This window comes from Streptomyces sp. NPDC002490 (assembly GCF_040296045.1).
Taxonomy (GTDB): Bacteria; Actinomycetota; Actinomycetes; order Streptomycetales; family Streptomycetaceae; genus Streptomyces.
Genome location: NZ_JBEOWM010000023.1, coordinates 1 through 20,785, shown reverse-complemented (window position 1 = coordinate 20,785; position 20,785 = coordinate 1). Strand labels below are relative to the sequence as shown.

The following is a 20,785-nucleotide window of genomic DNA, read 5'->3' as shown; positions in this document are numbered from 1 at the left end:
TGAACCGCTCCCATGGCGAAGATCCTGAAGTTCGACGAAGACGCCCGTCGCGCCCTTGAGCGCGGCGTCAACAAGCTGGCCGACACCGTCAAGGTGACGATCGGCCCCCGTGGTCGCAACGTCGTCATCGACAAGAAGTTCGGCGCGCCGACCATCACCAACGACGGCGTCACCATCGCCCGTGAGGTCGAGGTCGAGGACCCGTACGAGAACCTCGGCGCCCAGCTCGTCAAGGAGGTGGCGACCAAGACCAACGACATCGCGGGCGACGGCACCACCACCGCCACCGTGCTGGCCCAGGCCCTGGTCAAGGAGGGTCTGCGCAACGTCGCCGCCGGTGCTTCCCCGGCCGCCCTGAAGAAGGGCATCGACGCCGCCGTCAAGGCCGTCTCGGACGAGCTCCTCGCCACCGCGCGCCCGATCGACGAGAAGTCGGACATCGCCGCCGTCGCCGGTCTCTCCGCCCAGGACCCGCAGGTCGGCGAGCTGATCGCCGAGGCCATGGACAAGGTCGGCAAGGACGGTGTCATCACCGTCGAGGAGTCGAACACCTTCGGCCTCGAACTGGACTTCACCGAGGGCATGGCCTTCGACAAGGGCTACCTGTCCCCGTACTTCGTGACGGACCAGGAGCGCATGGAAGCCGTCCTGGAAGACCCGTACATCCTCATCCACCAGGGCAAGATCTCCTCCATCCAGGACCTGCTGCCGCTGCTGGAGAAGGTCATCCAGGCGGGTGGCTCCAAGCCGCTGCTGATCATCGCCGAGGACGTCGAGGGCGAGGCCCTGTCGACCCTGGTCGTCAACAAGATCCGCGGCACCTTCAACGCCGTCGCGGTGAAGGCCCCCGGCTTCGGCGACCGCCGCAAGGCGATGCTCGGCGACATGGCCACCCTCACCGGTGCCCAGGTCATCGCCGAGGAGGTCGGCCTCAAGCTCGACCAGGTCGGCCTGGAGGTGCTGGGTTCCGCCCGCCGGGTGACCGTCTCCAAGGACGACACCACCATCGTCGACGGCGCCGGCAACTCCGAGGACGTCGTCGGCCGCGTGGCGCAGATCAAGGCCGAGATCGAGAACACCGACTCCGACTGGGACCGCGAGAAGCTCCAGGAGCGCCTCGCCAAGCTCGCCGGCGGCGTCTGCGTGATCAAGGTCGGTGCCGCGACCGAGGTCGAGCTCAAGGAGAAGAAGCACCGTCTGGAGGACGCCATCTCCGCGACCCGCGCCGCGGTCGAGGAGGGCATCGTCTCCGGTGGCGGTTCCGCCCTGGTGCACGCCGCCAAGGTGCTGGAGGGCAACCTCGGCAAGGAGGGCGACGAGGCCACCGGCGTCTCCGTGGTCCGCCGCGCCGCGGTCGAGCCGCTGCGCTGGATCGCCGAGAACGCCGGCCTGGAGGGCTACGTCATCGTCTCCAAGGTCGCCGACCTGGAGGCCGGCCACGGCTACAACGCCGCCACCGAGGAGTACGGCGACCTGGTCAAGGCCGGCGTCATCGACCCGGTCAAGGTGACCCGCTCCGCGCTGGAGAACGCCGCCTCCATCGCCTCCCTGCTGCTCACGACGGAGACCCTCGTCGTCGAGAAGCCGGCCGAGGAGGAGGCCGCCGACGCCGGTCACGGTCACGGCCACTCGCACTAGTCGACCACCGGCGCGCAGGCGCTGAACGACGGGCCCCGGCCCGGCCCCCGTCGCGGGGGCCGGGCCGGGGCCCGCGTCGTCGGGGCGCTACTGCGGCCCGTACTTGCGGCCGGTGGTGGACGTCACCCCGCCCAGCAACTGCCGCGGGGCCAGCTTGGCGAGCCCCATCAGCGCCTTGTACCGGGGATCGGGGACCGAGACCGTGCGCCCCCGGCTCAGGTCGGTCAGCCCGGTGGCGACCACCTTGTCCGCGTCCAGCCACATCCACCCGGGGATGTTGTCGGTGCCCATCCCGGCCCGCTCGTGGAACTCGGTGCGCACGAACCCGGGGCACAGCGCCATCAGCCGCACCCCCGAGCCGGCCAGGTCCCGGGCCACGCCCTGGGTGAACTGCACCACCCACGCCTTGGACGCCCCGTAGGTCCCGCGCGGCAGGAACGCGGCGACGGAGGCCACGTTCACCACGCCCCCGCGGCCCCGTTCCCGCATCGCCTCCGTGCCGGCCGAGGTGAGCCGCAGCACCGCCTCGCAGTGCACCTTCAGCATCGTCAACTCGTCGGCGAGGGGCACCTCCAGGTACCGGCCCTTGTTCCCGAACCCGGCGTTGTTGACCAGCAGGTCGACCGGACGGCGCCGGTTGCCCAACCGGGCGGCCACCGCCTCGATACCCCCGTCGGTGGCCAGGTCCGCGCGGAGCACCTCGGCCTCCACCCCGTGCCGGTCGTGCAGTTCGGTGGCCTGGTCCCGCAGCCGCTCGGCGTCGCGCGCCACCAACACCAGGTCGTGGCCGTCCGCGGCGAGGCGCCGGGCGAAGGCCGCCCCGATGCCGGCGGTCGCACCCGTGATCAGAGCCGTAGTCATGGGGTCAGGTTACGGCGCGGTCGGTGTCCGGACGCCCCGCTGCCCGGGGCCAAAGCCATGAGTGGTCATTTCGCTGGACATCCAAGGAAATCTTATGTTCCCGTACGATGGTGGGATGATCGAAGCCCGCCATCTCCGTGTCCTGCGCGCGGTCGCCGCCACCGGCTCCTTCTCCGCCGCGGCCCGCGAACTGGGCTGCACCCAGCCCGCGGTCAGTCAGCAGATGAAGGCGCTGGAGAGCTCCGCGGGCACCCCGCTGATCGTGCGCGCCGGGCGGGAGATGCGGCTGACCCAGGCCGGCGAGGCCCTGGTCCGGCACGCCGCCGGCATCCTCGCCGGGCTCACCGCCGCGGAGGAGGAGGTCGCCGCGATCGCGGGGCTGCGCGCCGGCCGGGTCCGGCTGGTGTCCTTCCCGAGCGGCAGCTCCACCCTGGTGCCCGCGGCCCTGGCCGCGCTGCGCTCCGCGCACCCCGGCACCCGGGTCTCGCTGGTGGAGGCCGAACCGCCGCGCTCGGTCGAGATGCTCCGCGAGGGCGACTGCGACGTGGCGCTGGCCTTCTCCTACGCCGACCCCGCCGGGCCGGAGGAGGAGCGGGTGCCCGAGGAGTGGTCCGACCTGACCGTGCGGTCGCTCTGCGCGGACCGGCTGGTCGGTCTGGTTCCCGAGGACCACCCGCTGGCCGACGCGGGGACGGTGCGGATCGACGACCTCGCCGACGACCCCTGGATCGCGGGCTGCCCGCGCTGCCGGCGCCAACTGGTGGACGTCTGCGCATCCGCCGGGTTCACCCCCCGGATCGACTTCGCCACCGACGACTACCCGGCGGTGACGGGCCTGGTCGGGGCGGGGCTCGGGGTGGCGGTGCTGCCGGAGCTGGCGCTGGAGTCGGTCCGCCCCAAGGGGGTGCGGACCGTGGTGGTGGAACCCGCGGTGCGGCGCCGGATCGTCGCCCTCACCCTGCCGGACCTGGCCCGGGTCCCGGCGGTCGCGGCCACCCTGGAGCACCTGGCGCGGGTCGCCGCCCGCTGAGGCCCCGGCCCGCGGCGGGCGGGCATACGGGGGTGAAACGTTCCTCCTGGCCGCGGTCGGGGCTCAGTGCGGTGTGTCGGGGCGCTCCGGCGGGGTCGGAGCCGCCGCGGCGTTCGCGGGGACCAGCCGGTTGCGGGCCCGTCCCATGAGTTCCTCGCGTTCGTCCTCGGTGAGTCCGCCCCACACCCCGTAGGGCTCGCGCACCTGGAGGGCGTGGGCGGCGCACTCGGCCCGCACCGGGCACCGCATGCAGACCTCCTTGGCGGAGTGCTCGCGTGCGCTGCGCGCCGCGCCGCGCTCGCCCTCCGGGTGGAAGAAGAGCGAACTGTCCACCCCGCGGCAGGCCGCGAGGAGCTGCCAGTCCCACAGGTCGGCGTTGGGTCCGGGAAGGCGGGAGAAGTCTGCCATTGCGTGTCCCCTTACGGCGTGCGTACGGCTGGTGGACGTGCCGGCGCGGACGGTGCCCACGACGCTCGGAAATGCTGTCGAAGAAGATGAAAATATGACTCTTTGCGAATCTAGCTCCAGACACCGGCGAAAGTGAAGAAAAGCCGCTAAATGGGGCACGGATCTTGGCGAAAGCTTTCTGATGACCCGGAGTGGCGGTCGGGTGTCGGGCCCCTCACATAGAGTGCCGAAGGTGCCTGAGCGACCCGTAACTCTTTCGGGTGACCGTCGTTGAGAGGTCCGGAAGCGGTTGAGGAAACGCGCACTCGGGCACACGTCCGGGAGCGTCAACCGCACAGGTGACGATTCGTACCAGCCTGGAGGCTCAAGGTGACGCGCATCAGTTGCGGAGGACGGTCATGACGTCCGTCCTCGTCTGTGACGACTCCCCGCTTGCCCGAGAAGCGCTCCGCCGCGCGGTCGCGACCGTGCCCGGCGTCGAGCGGGTCACGACGGCGGCCAACGGCGAGGAGGTCCTGCGCCGCTGGGGCGCCGACCGCTCCGATTTGATTTTGATGGACGTGCGCATGCCCGGCTTGGGCGGCGTGGAAACCGTCCGCCGACTGCTTTCCGCGGACCCGGGCGCCCGGATCATCATGCTCACGGTGGCGGAGGACCTCGACGGGGTCGCCCTCGCGGTCGCCGCCGGGGCCCGCGGATACCTGCACAAGGACGCCTCGCGCGCCGAACTGCGGGCCACGGTGACCCAGGCGCTCGCCGACCCCACCTGGCGACTGGCCCCCCGGCGCCTGCGGTCGGCCGAGATGGGCGCCGCGCCCACCCTCACCGCCCGCGAGATCCAGGTGCTCGAAGGCATGAGCCACGGCCGCTCCAACGCCGAGATCGGCCGTGAACTCTTCCTCTCCGAGGACACCGTGAAGACCCACGCCCGGCGGCTGTTCAAGAAGCTCGGCGCCTCGGACCGCGCGCACGCCGTGGCGCTCGGCTTCCGGTGGGGCCTGGTCCGCTAGGAACGCCGGGTGCCGCCCCAGGGGTACGGCGACCCCCGCCCGCCGGCGGCGGGCGGGGCGGGCGCCGTGCGCACGGGCGGCGACCCCCGGTGCCCGGGGGCGTGCCGCACGCCCCCCCGGTGCATCCCCGGCCCGCCCCCGACGGCCGTCCCCGCGTCGCTTCCGAGCGGTTCCCCGCGGGTCCGGTGCCGTCCGGCGGCCCCTCGCACACCGCGGGTTCCCGCGTTTCCCGGCCGATGCCGCATCCTTGGGGGTGTGGAGTTCCTCGGGGACGGGTCCGAGCGGAATCCCAGCGGAAGGGGAGGGACCGGGGTATGAGTGCCGGCGCACCTACTCATAACGCTTCGACGCACAACGACGGACGTGGTGCCACGGACGAACGGGCGGCAAGGCACCATGGACCGATGCGCGAAGACGAGACCACGGTGATCGGTGCGCTCGTCCACCGTGCCGTCGACGGAGACGCGCAGGCCACGCACGACCTGCTCGCCCGGGTGCATCCGCTCGCCCTGCGCTACTGCCGCACCCGGCTGTCCCGACTGCCCGGCGACGCCCGGCACTTCGTGGAGGACCTCGCCCAGGAGGTCTGCGTCGCGGTGCTGCTGGCCCTGCCCCGTTACAAGGACACCGGACGGCCCTTCGAGGCGTTCGTCTTCGCGATCGCCGCGCACAAGGTCGCCGACCTCCAACGCGCCGCGATGCGCCACCCCGGCTCCACCGCCGTCCCCTCCGACGAGATGCCCGAGCGGCCCGACGACTCCCTCGGCCCCGAGGAGCGCGCCCTGCTCAGCAGCGACGCCGCCTGGGCCAAGCAGTTGCTGGCCAACCTCCCGGAGAACCAGCGCGAGCTGCTGCTGCTGCGGATCGCCGTGGGGCTCACCGCGGAGGAGACCGGGCAGATGCTGGGCATGTCCCCGGGCGCGGTCCGGGTCGCCCAGCACCGGGCGCTCAGCCGGCTGCGGGCCCTCGCCGAGCAGTAGCGGCCGCGCCCCCGCCCACCGTCACCCTCCGTCGGCGGTGCGTCGCCCGGGAACGAACGGGGAATGGGAGCCGTCCGCTTCCCGTTAGCATGGACACCCCGCACGGACAAGGCCATCTGGAAGGTGTCATGACTGCCAACGTCGACGGAGTACCCGAGAAGTTCGCGACGCTCGGGCTGACCTACGACGATGTGCTGCTGCTCCCAGGCGCCTCGGACATGGCCCCCGACCAGATCGACACCGCGTCGTACGTCTCCAAGAACGTACGGGTGAACATCCCGCTGCTCTCCGCGGCGATGGACAAGGTCACCGAGTCCCGGATGGCCATCGCCATGGCCCGCCAGGGCGGCGTCGGCGTGCTGCACCGCAACCTGTCGATCGCCGACCAGGCCAACCAGGTGGACCTGGTGAAGCGCTCCGAGTCGGGCATGGTCACCGACCCGATCACCGTCCACCCGGACGCCACCCTGGCCGAGGCCGACGCGATCTGCGCCAAGTTCCGGATCAGCGGCGTCCCGGTCACCGACGGCGGCGGCAAGCTGCTCGGCATCGTCACCAACCGTGACATGGCCTTCGAGTCGGACCGCGCGCGTCAGGTGCGCGAGGTCATGACCCCGATGCCGCTGGTCACCGGCAAGGTCGGCATCTCCGGCTCCGACGCGATGGAGCTGCTCCGCCGCCACAAGATCGAGAAGCTGCCGCTCGTCGACGACGCCGGGGTCCTCAAGGGCCTCATCACCGTCAAGGACTTCGTCAAGGCCGAGAAGTACCCGAACGCCGCCAAGGACGCCGAGGGCCGGCTCCTCGTCGGTGCCGCGGTGGGCGTCGCCGGCGACGCCTTCGAACGCGCCCAGGCCCTCATCGAGGTCGGCGTGGACTTCATCGTGGTGGACACCGCGCACGGCCACTCCCGACTGGTCGGCGACATGATCGCCAAGATCAAGTCCAACTCCTCCGGGGTGGACGTGATCGGCGGCAACGTGGCCACCCGCGACGGGGCGCAGGCCCTGGTCGACGCCGGCGCGGACGGCATCAAGGTCGGCGTGGGCCCCGGCTCCATCTGCACCACCCGCGTGGTCGCCGGCATCGGCGTCCCGCAGGTCACCGCCATCTACGAGGCGTCGCTCGCCGCCAAGGCGGCCGGCATCCCGGTCATCGGCGACGGCGGCCTCCAGTACTCCGGCGACATCGCCAAGGCCCTGGTCGCCGGTGCCGACACGGTGATGCTGGGCTCGCTGCTCGCCGGCTGCGAGGAGTCCCCGGGCGAGCTGCTCTTCATCAACGGCAAGCAGTTCAAGTCGTACCGGGGCATGGGTTCGCTGGGCGCCATGCAGTCCCGCGGCGACCGCAAGTCCTTCTCCAAGGACCGCTACTTCCAGGAGGGCGTGGCCTCCGACGAGAAGCTGGTGCCCGAGGGCATCGAGGGCCAGGTGCCCTACCGCGGCCCGCTCGCCGCGGTCGTCCACCAGCTGGTCGGCGGGCTCCGCCAGTCCATGTTCTACGTGGGCGGGCAGACCGTGCCCGCGCTCCAGGACCGGGGCCGGTTCGTGCGGATCACCTCCGCCGGCCTCAAGGAGAGCCACCCGCACGACATCCAGATGACCGTCGAGGCGCCGAACTACAGCCGCGCGTAGTCCCCCCGAACGGACAGGCCACCGCCGAGGGCGGCTCCGGAGCACTCCGGAGCCGCCCTCGGCCGTTGCGTCGGGGATACTGGAAGGCGCTGCAACGAGAGGGAAGGGCCACACACGTGACTGAGATCGAGATCGGGCGCGGAAAGCGCGGGCGCCGGGCGTACGCCTTCGACGACATCGCCGTCGTGCCGAGCCGCCGCACGCGCGACCCGAAGGAGGTCTCGATCGCCTGGCAGATCGACGCCTACCGCTTCGAGCTGCCGTTCCTGGCCGCTCCCATGGACTCGGTGGTCTCCCCGCAGACCGCGATCCGCATCGGTGAGCTCGGCGGGCTGGGCGTGCTGAACCTCGAAGGGCTGTGGACCCGCTACGAGGACCCGCAGCCGCTGCTGGACGAGATCGCGGAGCTGGACACGGCCACCGCGACCCGGCGGCTCCAGGAGGTGTACGCGGAGCCGATCAAGGAGGAGCTGATCGGCCGCCGCATCAAGGAGGTGCGCGACGCGGGCGTGGTGACCGCCGCGGCGCTGTCCCCGCAGCGGACCGCCCAGTTCTCCAAGGCCGTGGTGGACGCCGGGGTCGACATCTTCGTCATCCGCGGCACCACCGTCTCCGCGGAGCACGTCTCCGGCGCCGCCGAGCCGCTGAACCTGAAGCAGTTCATCTACGAGCTGGACGTGCCGGTGATCGTCGGCGGCTGCGCCACGTACACGGCCGCCCTGCACCTGATGCGGACCGGGGCGGCGGGCGTGCTCGTCGGCTTCGGCGGCGGCGCCGCGCACACCACCCGCAACGTGCTGGGCATCCAGGTGCCGATGGCGACCGCCGTCGCGGACGTGGCCGCGGCCCGCCGGGACTACCTCGACGAGTCCGGCGGCCGGTACGTGCACGTGATCGCCGACGGCGGCGTGGGCTGGTCCGGCGACCTGCCCAAGGCCATCGCCTGCGGCGCCGACTCGGTGATGGTCGGCTCGCCGCTGGCCCGCGCCACCGACGCGCCCGGCCAGGGCCGGCACTGGGGCATGGAGGCGGTGCACGAGGACGTGCCGCGCGGCAAGCTGGTGGACCTCGGTGCGGTCGGCACCACGGAGGAGATCCTCACCGGCCCGTCCCACATCCCCGACGGGTCCATGAACTTCTTCGGGGCGCTGCGCCGGGCCATGGCCACCACCGGCTACACCGAGCTGAAGGAGTTCCAGCGGGTCGAGGTCACGGTGGCCGACGCCCAGCACAAGCGGTGATCCGTACCCGCTGACCGGAGCGGTGTGGGGGTACTTCGGCCCGATGAACGGGGTCTGGAGTACCCCCATTTCCATGGCTCCGCCCGGTGTGCCGCCCGGGCCGGCGGGCCGCCGTCAGAGGCGGTGGGCCGTGCCGGTGGGGGTGGCGCCGGTGGTGTCCAGCAGGAGTTGGGCCTTGACCGCGAGGCCCTGGAGGTCGTAGGTGCGGTGGTGCTGGAGGAGCAGGGTGAGGTCGGCGTCGGCGGCGGACTCGTAGAGGGAATCCGCGCGGGGCACCGGACGGTCCAGGACGCTCCACGCGGGGACGTACGGGTCGTGGTAGCTCACCGAGGCGCCCAGGTCCATCAGGCGGACGGCGATCTCCCGGGCGGGTGAGCCCTGCCGGTCGGGCACGTCGGGCTTGTAGGTGACCCCGAGCAGCAGCACCCGGGCGCCCCGCGCCGACTTGCCGTGTTCGTTGAGCAGGGTGGCCGCGCGCTGGATCACGTACCGGGGCATCTGCCCGTTGACCTGCTGGGCGAGTTCGACCATGCGCAGCGGCCGGACGGCGTGCTGGGGACCGGAGAGGTCCTGCGGCACCCCGTGGCCGCCCACCCCGGGCCCGGGGCGGAACGCGTGGAAGCCGAACGGTTTGGTCTCCGCGCAGCGGATGACGTCCCACAGGTCGACGCCCAGGTCGTGGCAGAGCACGGCCATCTCGTTGACGAGGGCGATGTTGACGTGCCGGAAGTTGGTCTCCAGCAGTTGGACGGTCTCGGCCTCCCGGGTGCCGCGGGCGCGGACGACCTTGTCGGTGAGGCGGCCGTAGAAGGCGGCGGCGGATTCGGTGCAGGCCGGCGTCAGCCCGCCGATGACCTTGGGGACGCCGGTCCACGGGTGGGTTCGGTTGCCGGGGTCCACCCGGCTGGGGGAGTACGCGAGGTGGAAGTCGCGGCCCGCGCGCAGGCCGGACCCCTCCTCCAGCAGGGGGCGGAGGAAGTCCTCGGTGGTGCCCGGGGGGACGGGGGACTCCAGGACGACCGTGGTGTGCGGGCGCAGCCGGGCGGCGAGGACGCGCGCCGCGTCACCCACCTGGGTGAGGTCGGGGGAGCCGTCCGCCCCGCGCGGTGCGGGGACGCAGATGACGGCGGTGCGGACCCGGCCGAGGCCCTTGGGGTCGGTGGTGGGGGTGAACCCGCCGGCGAGCATCCGGCGGACCTCGGCGGTGGTGAGGGCGCCGCCGTCGAGGACGGGGGCGGGGCCCGGGACGTGGCCGAGGGTGGGGATGCCGGCGGCCACGGCGGCCTGCGCCAGGGGCAGCCCCAGCGGGCCGAGGCCGATGACGGCGAGGTCTGCGGGCATGGCGGGGCGTCCTTCCCAATAGCAGGAGCGGGAGGGGCGCGCAAGCCCGGTGGACAAGATGGACCAGCGCACTGTCAGACTAGGGGTAAATATGACCGTTATGTGGTATTTCCTGCGGTGACGCGCTGGGTGTCGCCGCCCGGCGGGCACGGGCGGGAGTGTGGGCGTGCGCCCGCGCGGCGAGAATCGAAGCGCGGGGTGACCATGGCACCAGGGGCGGGTGCCGGTGTGCGGGGCGCACGGACGGGCACCCGCACGGGGCGGGGAACGACCCCGGACCGACGGGAGGCAGCGGTGAGGACAGCGACACTGGGCCCGGCGCAGCGCGCCGAATCGCTCGCGGCGATGGCCGAACGCGAACTGGACATCCTGGTCGTGGGCGCCGGCGTGGTCGGCGCCGGCACCGCACTGGACGCGGTGACCCGGGGCCTGTCCACCGGGCTGGTGGAGGCCCGGGACTGGGCCTCCGGCACCTCCAGCAGGTCCAGCAAACTGATCCACGGCGGACTGCGCTACCTGGAGATGCTGGACTTCGCCCTGGTCCGGGAGGCGCTGAAGGAACGCGGACTCCTCCTGGAGCGCCTCGCCCCGCACCTGGTGAAGCCGGTGCCCTTCCTCTACCCCCTCCAGCACCAGGGGTGGGAACGCCTCTACGCGGGCTCCGGAGTCGCCCTCTACGACGCCATGTCCATGGCCAAGGGGCACGGCCGGGGCCTGCCCGTGCACCGCCACCTGAGCCGGCGTCACGCCCTGCGGGTGGCCCCCTGCCTGCGCAAGGACGCGCTCACCGGCGCCCTCCAGTACTACGACGCCCAGATGGACGACGCCCGTTACGTCGCCACCCTGGTCCGCACCGCCGCCGCCTACGGGGCGCAGGTCGCCAACCGGGCCCGGGTCGTCGGCTTCCTCCGCGAGGGCGAACGCGTCGTCGGCGCCAAGGTCCAGGACCTCGAAGGCGGCGGCGAGTACGAGGTCCGCGCCCAGCAGGTGGTCAACGCCACCGGCGTGTGGACCGACGACACCCAGGCCCTGGTCGGCGAGCGCGGCCAGTTCCACGTCCGCGCCTCCAAGGGCATCCACCTGGTCGTCCCCAAGGACCGCATCAACGCCGCCACCGGGCTCATCCTGCGCACCGAGAAGAGCGTGCTGTTCGTCATCCCCTGGGGCCGGCACTGGATCATCGGCACCACCGACACCGACTGGGACCTCGACAAGGCCCACCCGGCGGCCTCCAGCGCCGACATCGACTACCTGCTGGAGCACGTCAACTCGGTCCTCGCGGTCCCCCTCACCCGGGACGACGTCCAGGGCGTCTACGCCGGGCTGCGGCCCCTGCTCGCCGGGGAGTCCGACGCCACCAGCAAGCTCTCCCGCGAACACACCGTCGCCCACCCGGTGCCCGGCCTGGTGGTCGTCGCGGGCGGCAAGTACACCACCTACCGGGTGATGGCCAAGGACGCCGTCGACGAGGCGGTGCACGGCCTGGACCGCCGGGTCGCGGAGTGCGTCACCGAGGACGTGCCGCTGGTCGGCGCCGAGGGCTACCGCGCGCTGTGGAACGCCCGCGCCCGCACCGCCGCCCGCACCGGACTCCACGTGGTGCGCGTCGAACACCTGCTGAACCGGTACGGATCGCTGAGCGAGGAACTCCTCGACCTGGTCGTCGAGGATCCGGGCCTCGGGCAACCCCTCACCGGCGCCGACGACTACCTGCGCGCCGAAGTCGTCTACGCCGCCTCCCACGAGGGCGCCCGCCACCTCGACGACGTCCTCACCCGACGCACCCGCATCTCCATCGAGACCTTCGACCGGGGCACCCGCTGCGCCCGCGAGGCGGCGGAGTTGATGGCCCCCGTGCTCGGCTGGGACGCGGACCGGACCGACCGCGAGGTGCAGCACTACGAGAAGCGGGTGGAGGCCGAGCGGGAGTCCCAGCGGCAGCCGGACGACCTCACCGCGGACGCGGCGCGACTCGGCGCCCCCGACATCGTGCCGCTCGGCTGACCCACCCCCCTAACTCCCGCCCGCCGGACGGCCGCTGACCGGGAGTGGCGCACGCCACGCCGCGCACCGGCTTGCCCTGCGGCGGCCGGCGGGGGACAGTGCCCGCACGGGGCGGCGCGCGCCGGCGCGGCCCGCGCCGCGGGCCCGGACCCGACGCCGGTCTTGCCCCGATCCGGTCCCCGGCGGTGCCGGACGACCCGGGGCGCCGGGCGGTCACCCGGTGGGGGACAATGAAGGCTCTGTCAGGGCGGGTTGCAGAGGGGACTCATGTCGGACGCGGAGCAGAGGGGCGGGGCCCGTCGGGAGGACGTGGCCGCTCCGACCGGGGAGCGCAGCGACGAGAGGCCCGGCGCACGGTCGGACACGCCCTCGACCACCCCAGCCCGTGCGGGGGCTGACGAACGATCGACGGACCGGGCGGCGGACGGGCGCGGACGGGGTGCGGCCCGTTCCGCCGGGGACGACCGACCGGCCACCGCCGGTGCCGGCTACGCGGCCCGGGGCGGCCGGCCCGCGCCCCCGACCGGCGGCCGGCTGCTCGCCGGCCGCTACCGCCTCGGCGACGTCCTCGGGCGGGGCGGCATGGGCACCGTCTGGCGTGCCGAGGACGAGACCCTCGGCCGGACCGTCGCGGTCAAGGAACTCCGCTTCCCCAACAGCATCGACGAGGAGGAGAAGCGCCGTCTGATCACCCGTACCCTGCGGGAGGCCAAGGCGATCGCGCGCATCCGCAACAACAGCGCCGTCACCGTCTTCGACGTGGTCGACGAGGACGACCGGCCGTGGATCGTGATGGAACTCGTCGAGGGCAAGTCCCTGGCCGAGGCCATCCGCGAGGACGGCCTGCTCGAACCCCGGCGGGCCGCCGAAGTCGGCCTCGCCGTCCTCGACGTGCTGCGCGCCGCGCACCGCGAGGGCATCCTGCACCGCGACGTGAAGCCGTCCAACGTGCTCATCGCCGACGACGGCCGGGTGGTCCTCACCGACTTCGGCATCGCCCAGGTCGAGGGCGACCCGTCCATCACCTCCACCGGCATGCTGGTCGGTGCCCCCTCGTACATCTCGCCGGAGCGCGCCCGCGGCCACCGCCCCGGACCGGCCGCCGACCTCTGGTCGCTGGGCGGGCTCATCTACGCCTCGGTGGAGGGCGTGCCGCCCTACGACAAGGGCTCCGCCATCGCGACCCTGACCGCGGTGATGACCGAACCCGTCGATCCGCCGCAGAACGCGGGTCCGCTGGAGGAGGTCATCCACGGGCTGTTGGAGAAGGACCCCGCACAGCGACTCGACGACGCCGGCGCGCGCGCCCTGCTCACCGCGGTGCTGAGCGCCCCGGATGCCCCCGTGGAGCCCCCCGCCGACCCCACGGTGCTCATCGCCATGCCGGTGGTGACCCCGGAGGCGCTGGCGCAGCGCACACCGGAGCGCAAGAAGCGGTCCCTGCGCAAGGCCCAGGGAGCCGGTGCGGCGGCCGTCGCCGGTGGCGCGGTGGCGGCCCGGCCCGCCGGCCCGCCCCCCGTGCCGTCCGCGCCCCCGTCCCCGCCGGCGGCCCCGCCGCGCGGCCCGGCCTACGGGCCGCTGCCGGGCGCCACCGGCACCGCATCGGCCGGCGCCGGGTTCGCCCCCGCCCGGCCGGGCGGCGGGAGCGGGCCGAGCGCCCCGGGCGAGGCGGTGGCGAGCCGGTCCGCGCCGGGCGCCTCGCTCACCGACGTGGTGCCCCGGCGCACCCTGCTGGTGATCGCCGCCGTGGTGGCGCTCGCGGTGATAGCCGGCGTGGTGGCCCTCAGCCTGCGCGACGACGACCCGGGCACGGAGAGCAAGGGCAGTGACAAGGTCGCCTCCAGCAGCGCCGCGGAGGGCGCCGACACCGGGGCGAAGACCCCGGCGGAGGGGACCGACGGGAAGCAGCCGGATGCCGGCGACCGGGGCGCCGACCCCGGCGAGGGCACCGCTCCGGGCGGCGACCCGGACGCGGCGGCCACCGGCGAGAAGGGCGACGGGAAGGCCGACGGGGACGCCGCGGACGGCAAGGAGGACGGGAAGGCCGATCCGGGGCGGGGCACCGGCACCGGGGCGGCCGCCACCCACCGGCACGACCAGGGGTTCTCGGTGGGGCTGCCCGAGGGGTGGAAGTTCGCCTCGAACGGGCTCGGCGGCGCCCGGTACACCGGCCCGAACGGGCAGCGGCTGCTGGTCGGCTGGACCGCCACGCCCAAGGACGACGCCGTCGCCGACTGGCGCAACCAGGAGCGGGCCATGCGGCGCGCCCAGTACGAGCGGATCCGCATCGCGGCGGTCGACTACCGGGGGTGGGAGGCCGCCGACTGGGAGTTCACCTACGTCGAGGGCGGTACCACGTACCGGGTGACCAACCGGGGCTTCGTCGTCAACTCCCGTCAGGGGTACGCCCTGATGTACACCGCGAAGGCCGCCGACTGGAGCGGCGAGGACCGCAAGCGGACCTGGCGGACCTTCACCGAGACCTTCCGGCCCAAGCCGTGACCCCCCGCCGCCCCCGCTCCTGACCCGGCGTCCGCCGCAGCCGCTGTCCGTACCGACCGGGTCCGTCCGGTTGTTCGGGAATGCGGAGCGCCGGAACCTCGGGTTCCGCCCGCTGTCCCGGGTGAAGGTGCGATGAGATCCGTCATCCGTGCTCGACGTCCGGCCCGGGGCACGTATCGTGAAGGGTCGCGGACCGTACGCTACGGGCCGCGGACGCGCGACATACCGAACCGATCGACGGAAACCCGGACCACCGGACAGGGGGACGCCGTGGACGACTACGCGGGGCGCGTGCTCGCCAACCGCTACCGCCTGCCCCTCGCGCCGTCCGACGAGGAAGCGGCGTACCTGCGGGCGTTCGACACCCACAGCGGACAGGAAGTCCTGGTCCGCCAGGTCCCGTTGCCGGAGATCGTCGAGGCCGAGGTGCTCGACGCGGACGGACTGCCCGAGGGCTTCGCCCTCAACGAGTCGGGCCGCGCGGCCGTCGCCCGCGCCAGCGACCCCGCGGTGCGCCGGGCGATCGAGGCGGCCCAGGCCGCCGCCCACCTGCCCGACCACCCCCGGCTCGACCAGGTCTTCGACGTCTTCGCCGACGGCGGCTCGCTCTGGATCGTCAGCGAACTCGTCGCCGGCCGCCCCCTGTCGACGTACCTCGACGAGGAACTCCTGTCCCCCTACCGGGCCGCCGAGGTCGCCGCGGACATCCTCACCGGACTGCGCGCCCTGCACGCCCACGGCTGGGTCCACCGCAACATCACCGCCCGCACGGTGCTGGTCCTCGACGACGGCCGGGTCATGCTCACCGGGCTCGCCGCCGGCGCCGCCGAAGAGGCCCTGTGCGGATACGACCCGCGCCCCGACGCCGAGCCCGGCGGCGATCCGGCGGCCACCCCCCGCGGGCACGTCGACGACGGCTTCGGCCGGTCGCCGGGCACCGGTCGGGCCACCGTCGCCGGCCCCTGGGCCGGGACCGGACCGCTCCCCGGCCCGGACGCCCCGGGCGGCCCCGGCCGCACCTGGGCCGAGGCCACCGGCGCCGCCCCGAGCCCCGCCGGGACCCCGGGCGAGCCGGGCCCCCGACTGCCCGCGGCCGGCACCGACGTCCGGGCCGCCCGCGCCGGGGCCATCGCCGCCTACCGGGCCGGCGCCCGGGCCGCCGCCCGGCTCAGCGAGGAACAGCGGAACGCGGGACTGGCCCCCGCCCCCGCCGAGGCCCCCGCCCCGCAGGCCCCGCACGGCCGGATCACCGACCCCTACGGCGTCCGCTCCGCCCCGGCGCCCGCGCCCGAGACGCCCTGGCACGGCGCCCTGCCCAGGGCCGCCGCCGAGACCGCGCCGCTGCCCGTCGTCCCCGACCCGCTGCGGGTCCCGGCCCAGCCCGGGTCCCCGGCCGAGCCGACGACCCCGCCCGCCGGTGCCGAGGCCCCGGCCGGGGAGTGGGGCGAGCGGACCGGAGCCCCGCGCCGGGGTCCCGCGAGCGCGCTCGCCGCCGAACGGGCCCGGCAGGCCCGGACGGCGCTCGTCGGACCGGTCACCGAACGCTGGGCCCCCGAACAGGCCGGCCCCGTCCACGAGAACTGGCAGCTCGCCGCGCCCATCGGCCCCTCGACCGACCTGTGGGCGCTCGGCGCGCTGCTCTTCCGGGCCGTGCAGGGCCACGCCCCGTACCCCGAGGACAGCACCGCCGAACTCGTCCAGCTGGTCTGTGCGGAACCGCCGGCGTTCGCCGAGGAGTGCGGACCGCTGCGGCCGGTCGTGGAGTCGCTGCTCCGTCAGGACCCGACCGAACGACCCGACTTCGAGGAACTGCGCGGCTGGCTGCGCTCCCTGGTCCGCTCGGCGCCCGAGCCGGACTCCGGGACCCTGGTGGTCGACCTCCCGCCGCCCGACCCGCGGCGGCTGCCGATCGTGCGCCGGCGCGGCGAACTCCTGCGCCGGCGCAAGAAGCGCGCCCGCGCCGCCGAGGCCCCGCCCCGGCACCGCAAGCGGGGCCAGGAGCGCCCGGAGCGGCCCGAGGCCGCCCCCGAGCGCCCGCGTCGGCAGAAGCGCGCCGGCCGCCCGGCGCCCGCCCGGCTCGGGCGGACCCTCCTGGTGCTGGTGATGGCCGGGCTCGCCGGGGTGGTCGCCTACGCCCTGGTGTTCATGCCCGAGGCCGACCCCGAGGCCGGCGGCCAGCGGACCAGTTCCCTCGGCGCCGGCCCGACCCCCGCCGCGGGGGAGCCGAAGGGTCCCGACCCCGCCGCCGACCGGGACGCCGGGGCGGACCGCGAGCCCGAGGAGTCCCGGCGGCCCGACCGGGCCGGCACCCCGGTGCCCGACGCCGCGCAGCCCGCCGTCCCGGACGGCTTCGCCCTCCGCAAGGACGCCGAGGGCTTCCGGGTCGCCGTCCCCAACGGTTGGGAACGCCAGGCCAAGAACGCCAGCGGACAGATCGTCTACACCGACGGAACCTTCCAACTCCTCCTGGTCCCGGGTCGGGACGCGGTCTCCGAGTACGGTTCCGAGCCCCTGGCCTACATGCGGGAGAGCCAGCGCGAACTCGGGCCCTTCCGGGACTCGACCTGGTCCACCTCCAGCGGCATGCGCACCATTGAGGTCGGCGGACAGATCAGCGGCGAGGGCCAGTTCACCTGGACCGACTCCGGCGGCGGCGAACTCTTCGTGCGCAACCGGGCGATCATCGTCGACGGCCGCTACCACATCGTCCAGATGCGCGGGCCGGAGGCCGAGCGCGACCAGGTGACCCGGCTCTACGAGCAGGCCGCCGCCACCTACCAGTCCAAGCGCTGACCCGCGTGTTCCCCCACCGCGCCGGGCTCCTTACCCTGGGTGTCTGTCACCACACCACGGGGGAACGTGAAGCTGATGAACGGCGTGCTGCTCGCAGGGCGTTACCGGATCCAGGAGTGCATAGGCCGCGGCGGGATGGGGCGGGTGTGGCGCGCTCGTGACGAGGTGCTGCACCGCACCGTGGCCGTCAAGGAGTTGACGGCGGCCCTGTACGCCGCCGAACGCGACCGACCGGTCCTGCTCGACCGCACCCGGGCCGAGGCCCGGGCCGCCGCCCGGATCACCCATCCCGCGGTCGTCACCGTGCACGACGTCCTCGAACACGACGAACGCCCCTGGATCGTCATGGAGCTGGTCGAAGGCGGCTCGCTCGCCGACGCCATCCAGGAACGGGGGCGGGTGGACGCCGAACGGTCCGCCCGCACCGGGCTGTGGGTCGCCCGGGCACTGCGGGCCGCCCACGAGGCCGGGGTGCTGCACCGGGACGTCAAGCCCGCCAACGTGCTGCTGGCCGAGGACGGGCGGGTGCTGCTCACCGACTTCGGCATCGCCCAGGTCGACGGCGACAGCGGCATGACCAAGACCGGGGAGATCGTCGGCTCCGTCGACTACCTCGCCCCCGAGCGGGTGCGCGGCGGCGAACCGGGAGCCGCCGCCGACCTCTGGGCGCTCGGCGCCACCCTCTACACCGCCGTCGAAGGCGTCTCCCCGTTCCGCCGGCCCAGCGCGCTCGGCACCTTCCAGGCCGTCGTCGACGAGGAGCCCGCGCCGCCCGCGCACGCCGGACCGCTCGCCCCGGTGATCGCCGCCCTGCTGCGCAAGGACCCGGAGGCCCGGCCCGACGCCGAGGAGGTGGAGCGGATGCTCGCCGAGGCGGCCGAGGGCCGCTGGCCGGTGGAGACCGGCCCCGCCGCCGGCTACACCCCGACCCGCCCGGTGGACCCGGCGGCCCTCGCCGCACTGGCCGCGGCCCCGGCGCCCGTCGAACCCGCCGCCCCGCCGGCCCCCGGCCGGCCCGGGGGCTCCGGGGCCGCCGCCGCGCTGTCCGCCGCGCCCACCACCTCCACCCCGATGACCTCCACCCCGCTGCCGCCGCCCCCGCCCGCGGCGCCCGCGCACACCCCGCCCGCCCCGACCCCGCTCCCGGCGCCGTCCGCCCCGGCCCGCCGGCCCGGCTGGTACGGGGTCCTCGCCGGGGCCGCCGCCGTGGTGGTCCTCAGCGTGGGCGGGGCACTGGTGCTGCGGTACGTGGACCAGGAGCGGAAGGACACCGCCGCGCCGACCGTCAGTGCGAGCCCCTCCCACGAGGCCGGTGCGCCGCCCGCCGACCCCCGCACCCCTGCGACGAACACCCCCGCCAAGGTCCCCGAGGGCGGGGCGGGCACCCCGAGCGCGGTCGGTTCCCCGACGCCGGCGGTCACCGCCGACGGCGCGGACACGGTGCCCGCCGGCTGGACGCGGGTGACCGATCCGACGGGCTTCAGCCTCGCCGTTCCCCAGGGCTGGGAACGGACGGTGACGAACGGTCAGATCGACTACACCCCGGACGGCGGCGAGCGCCTGCTGAGGATCGGCGTCGTCACCCAACCCGACTTCGACAGCTCGTACACCCACCTGTTGGACCTGGAGAGCCAGCTCTCCTCCCGGCTGACCGACTACACCCGGGCCGACCTGCGGCCCAACACCTTCCGGGACCGCCCCGGCGCCCACTGGGAGTTCAGCTGGATCTCCGGCGGCAGCGAGACCGCACCCGGCCCCCGCCGGGCGATAGAGCAGGCGTACATCAGCCGTGATGGGGTCGAGTACGCCATCTACATGTCCGGTCCCGAGGCGGATTGGCCGACCCTGCGCGAACACTTCCGGACGGTGCTGGGGAGCTGGCGGGAGCAGCCCGACGGAACCTGACCTGGGCCCCTCGACTGTGGTGCATGATGGGCTGCATGGGGACCGAGGGGGGCCGTGAAAAGGCCGACATGGGTGCCAAGTCCCGACTCATAGACGGGCGTTACCTGCTGAAATCCCGCCTCGGGCGGGGCGGCATGGGCGTCGTGTGGGGTGCCGAGGACCAACTCCTCGGCCGCCTGGTCGCGGTGAAGAGACTGGACGCCGATCCCACCCTCCGGGGCGCCGCCGCCCGCCGGGTGCGCGCCCGCACCCTGCGGGAGGCGCGGGCCGTCGCCGCCCTGCGGCACCCGCACGTGGTGGTCGTCCACGACGTGGTGGAGCACGACGAGGACGCCTACATCGTGATGGAGCTGGTGACGGGCGGCTCGCTCGCCGACCGGGTGGCCGCCCACGGCCCCCGACCGGTCGAGGAGGTCGCCCGCATCGGGCTGGCCCTGCTCGGCGCCCTGCGCGCCGCGCACGCCGCCGGCGTCCTGCACCGCGACCTCAAGCCCGACAACGTGCTGCTGGAGGCCGGCTCGGACCGGGTCGTCCTCACCGACTTCGGGGTGGCCAGGGTGCCGGGCGCCGGGACCCTCACCGAGGACGGCCTCTTCGTCGGCTCGCCCGAGTACAGCGCGCCCGAACGGGTCTCCGGCGGCCCGGGCGGCCCGGAGGCCGACCTGTGGTCGCTGGGGGCGCTGCTGTGCACGGCGCTGACCGGGCGCTCGCCGTTCCGGCGCGACTCGCTCAGCGGCACCCTGCACGCGGTCGTGGTCGAGGAGGTCCGCCCGCCCGTCGAGGCGGGGCCGCTGCTGCCGGTGGTCGCCGGCCTGCTGGAGCGCGACCCCGCCCGCCGGTTGGGGGTGGCGGAGGCCGAACGCCTGCTGCACGCGGCCCTGGCCGGGGCGCCGGTCCCCGGCACCCCGCCCGTGGCCCCCGCGGACCGCCGGTCCGCCGCCGCTCCGGAACCGGAGTCGGTGCCCGGCGCCCTCCCCGAGGAGGCGCCGCTGCCGGTGGTGCACCCGGTGCCGTCCGGCGGCGCCGCGGTCCCCGAACCGGTCGACCGCGAGCCGGTGGCCCCGGTGCCCGCCGCCCCGGCCCGGATGCCCCGCGGCACGGTGCTGGTCGCGGTGCTGGCCGCCGCGGTGGCGGGGGCGGTGGTCGCGGGCGGGGTGGCGCTGTTCGACCTGGGGCGGCACGGCGACGACCGCCCCGTGGTCGCGGGCCCGACCGCGCTCCGGACCCCGGCGGCCACCTCCTCCGTCCCGCCGGCCCGTCCCGCCGGCCCGGGCCGGAGCGCGCCCCGGCCCGGCACCACCCAGCCCGGCAACGACACCCGGCAGGCCGGCCCCCGCGGCGCGCTGCCGAGCGCCACCCCGTCCCGGGCCCCGGGCGCCGTGGGCCGGACCCGTCAGACCTCTTCGACGCTGCTTGGGCACGATGACCGACGAGGACT

The 20,785-nt window shown here is 74.5% G+C and carries 14 protein-coding genes; 11 read left to right on the top strand and 3 right to left on the bottom strand.

Going from position 1 to position 20,785, the window contains the following annotated elements; translation table 11 throughout:
• Positions 1-12: 12 nt before the first annotated feature.
• Positions 13-1,638: a chaperonin GroEL gene (gene groL, locus ABT092_RS16685; protein ID WP_351244404.1), complete on the top strand. Its 1,626-nt coding sequence runs from the start codon at positions 13-15 to the stop codon at positions 1,636-1,638.
• A gap of 87 nt (positions 1,639-1,725) precedes the next feature.
• Here groL and ABT092_RS16680 read toward each other — a convergent pair whose 3' ends face one another.
• Positions 1,726-2,499: an SDR family NAD(P)-dependent oxidoreductase gene (locus ABT092_RS16680; protein ID WP_351244402.1), complete on the bottom strand. Its 774-nt coding sequence runs from the start codon at positions 2,497-2,499 to the stop codon at positions 1,726-1,728.
• 115 nt (positions 2,500-2,614) lie between these two features.
• Between ABT092_RS16680 and ABT092_RS16675 the strand changes: the two genes are divergently transcribed.
• Positions 2,615-3,529, top strand: a complete 915-nt coding sequence (locus tag ABT092_RS16675; RefSeq protein ID WP_351244400.1) for a LysR family transcriptional regulator — start codon at positions 2,615-2,617, stop codon at positions 3,527-3,529.
• A 63-nt stretch (positions 3,530-3,592) separates the two neighbouring features.
• On the opposite strand, the gene ABT092_RS16670 is transcribed toward ABT092_RS16675, so the two are convergent.
• On the bottom strand, positions 3,593-3,937 hold the full coding sequence (locus tag ABT092_RS16670) for a WhiB family transcriptional regulator (protein ID WP_351244398.1): 345 nt from the start codon (positions 3,935-3,937) through the stop codon (positions 3,593-3,595).
• Between the two features lie 398 nt (positions 3,938-4,335).
• Between ABT092_RS16670 and ABT092_RS16665 the strand changes: the two genes are divergently transcribed.
• The 4 genes from ABT092_RS16665 (at position 4,336) to ABT092_RS16650 (ending at position 8,802) form a co-directional block, all read left to right on the top strand.
• Complete coding sequence (locus tag ABT092_RS16665) at positions 4,336-4,947, top strand: response regulator transcription factor (RefSeq protein ID WP_003948568.1); 612 nt, start codon at positions 4,336-4,338, stop codon at positions 4,945-4,947.
• A 404-nt stretch (positions 4,948-5,351) separates the two neighbouring features.
• Complete coding sequence (locus tag ABT092_RS16660; protein WP_351244396.1) at positions 5,352-5,927, top strand: sigma-70 family RNA polymerase sigma factor; 576 nt, start codon at positions 5,352-5,354, stop codon at positions 5,925-5,927.
• 128 nt (positions 5,928-6,055) lie between these two features.
• Entirely contained in the window at positions 6,056-7,561 is a 1,506-nt protein-coding gene (gene guaB, locus ABT092_RS16655; RefSeq protein WP_351244394.1) for an IMP dehydrogenase, read from the top strand.
• A 116-nt stretch (positions 7,562-7,677) separates the two neighbouring features.
• Positions 7,678-8,802, top strand: a complete 1,125-nt coding sequence (locus ABT092_RS16650; protein WP_351244392.1) for a GuaB3 family IMP dehydrogenase-related protein — start codon at positions 7,678-7,680, stop codon at positions 8,800-8,802.
• Positions 8,803-8,916: 114 nt separating this feature from the next.
• On the opposite strand, the gene ABT092_RS16645 is transcribed toward ABT092_RS16650, so the two are convergent.
• Complete coding sequence (locus ABT092_RS16645) at positions 8,917-10,143, bottom strand: nucleotide sugar dehydrogenase (protein WP_351244390.1); 1,227 nt, start codon at positions 10,141-10,143, stop codon at positions 8,917-8,919.
• A gap of 294 nt (positions 10,144-10,437) precedes the next feature.
• Between ABT092_RS16645 and ABT092_RS16640 the strand changes: the two genes are divergently transcribed.
• From ABT092_RS16640 to ABT092_RS16620, 5 genes are all read left to right on the top strand, one after another.
• Entirely contained in the window at positions 10,438-12,147 is a 1,710-nt protein-coding gene (locus ABT092_RS16640; RefSeq protein ID WP_351244388.1) for a glycerol-3-phosphate dehydrogenase/oxidase, read from the top strand.
• A gap of 267 nt (positions 12,148-12,414) precedes the next feature.
• Positions 12,415-14,649, top strand: a complete 2,235-nt coding sequence (locus tag ABT092_RS16635) for a serine/threonine protein kinase (protein ID WP_351244386.1) — start codon at positions 12,415-12,417, stop codon at positions 14,647-14,649.
• 270 nt (positions 14,650-14,919) lie between these two features.
• A complete protein-coding gene (locus ABT092_RS16630; RefSeq protein WP_351244384.1) occupies positions 14,920-17,442 on the top strand; it encodes a serine/threonine kinase C-terminal domain-containing protein in 2,523 nt (840 codons plus the stop codon).
• A 75-nt stretch (positions 17,443-17,517) separates the two neighbouring features.
• On the top strand, positions 17,518-19,347 hold the full coding sequence (locus ABT092_RS16625) for a serine/threonine-protein kinase (protein ID WP_351244567.1): 1,830 nt from the start codon (positions 17,518-17,520) through the stop codon (positions 19,345-19,347).
• Positions 19,348-19,382: 35 nt separating this feature from the next.
• A partial coding sequence (locus ABT092_RS16620; RefSeq protein WP_351244382.1) for a protein kinase domain-containing protein occupies positions 19,383-20,785 on the top strand: 1,403 nt, incomplete at its 3' end.

Excerpts from the sequence above, each read along its gene's own strand:
- ABT092_RS16670 (WP_351244398.1), bottom strand. The coding sequence starts at position 3,937 with ATGGCAGACTTCTCCCGCCTTCCCGGACCCAACGCCGACCTGTGGGAC.
- ABT092_RS16635 (WP_351244386.1), top strand. The coding sequence starts at position 12,415 with ATGTCGGACGCGGAGCAGAGGGGCGGGGCCCGTCGGGAGGACGTGGCC.
- ABT092_RS16680 (WP_351244402.1), bottom strand. The coding sequence starts at position 2,499 with ATGACTACGGCTCTGATCACGGGTGCGACCGCCGGCATCGGGGCGGCC.
- ABT092_RS16660 (WP_351244396.1), top strand. The coding sequence starts at position 5,352 with ATGCGCGAAGACGAGACCACGGTGATCGGTGCGCTCGTCCACCGTGCC.
- ABT092_RS16645 (WP_351244390.1), bottom strand. The coding sequence starts at position 10,143 with ATGCCCGCAGACCTCGCCGTCATCGGCCTCGGCCCGCTGGGGCTGCCC.
- ABT092_RS16675 (WP_351244400.1), top strand. The coding sequence starts at position 2,615 with ATGATCGAAGCCCGCCATCTCCGTGTCCTGCGCGCGGTCGCCGCCACC.
- ABT092_RS16625 (WP_351244567.1), top strand. The coding sequence starts at position 17,518 with ATGAACGGCGTGCTGCTCGCAGGGCGTTACCGGATCCAGGAGTGCATA.
- guaB (WP_351244394.1), top strand. The coding sequence starts at position 6,056 with ATGACTGCCAACGTCGACGGAGTACCCGAGAAGTTCGCGACGCTCGGG.
- groL (WP_351244404.1), top strand. The coding sequence starts at position 13 with ATGGCGAAGATCCTGAAGTTCGACGAAGACGCCCGTCGCGCCCTTGAG.
- ABT092_RS16665 (WP_003948568.1), top strand. The coding sequence starts at position 4,336 with ATGACGTCCGTCCTCGTCTGTGACGACTCCCCGCTTGCCCGAGAAGCG.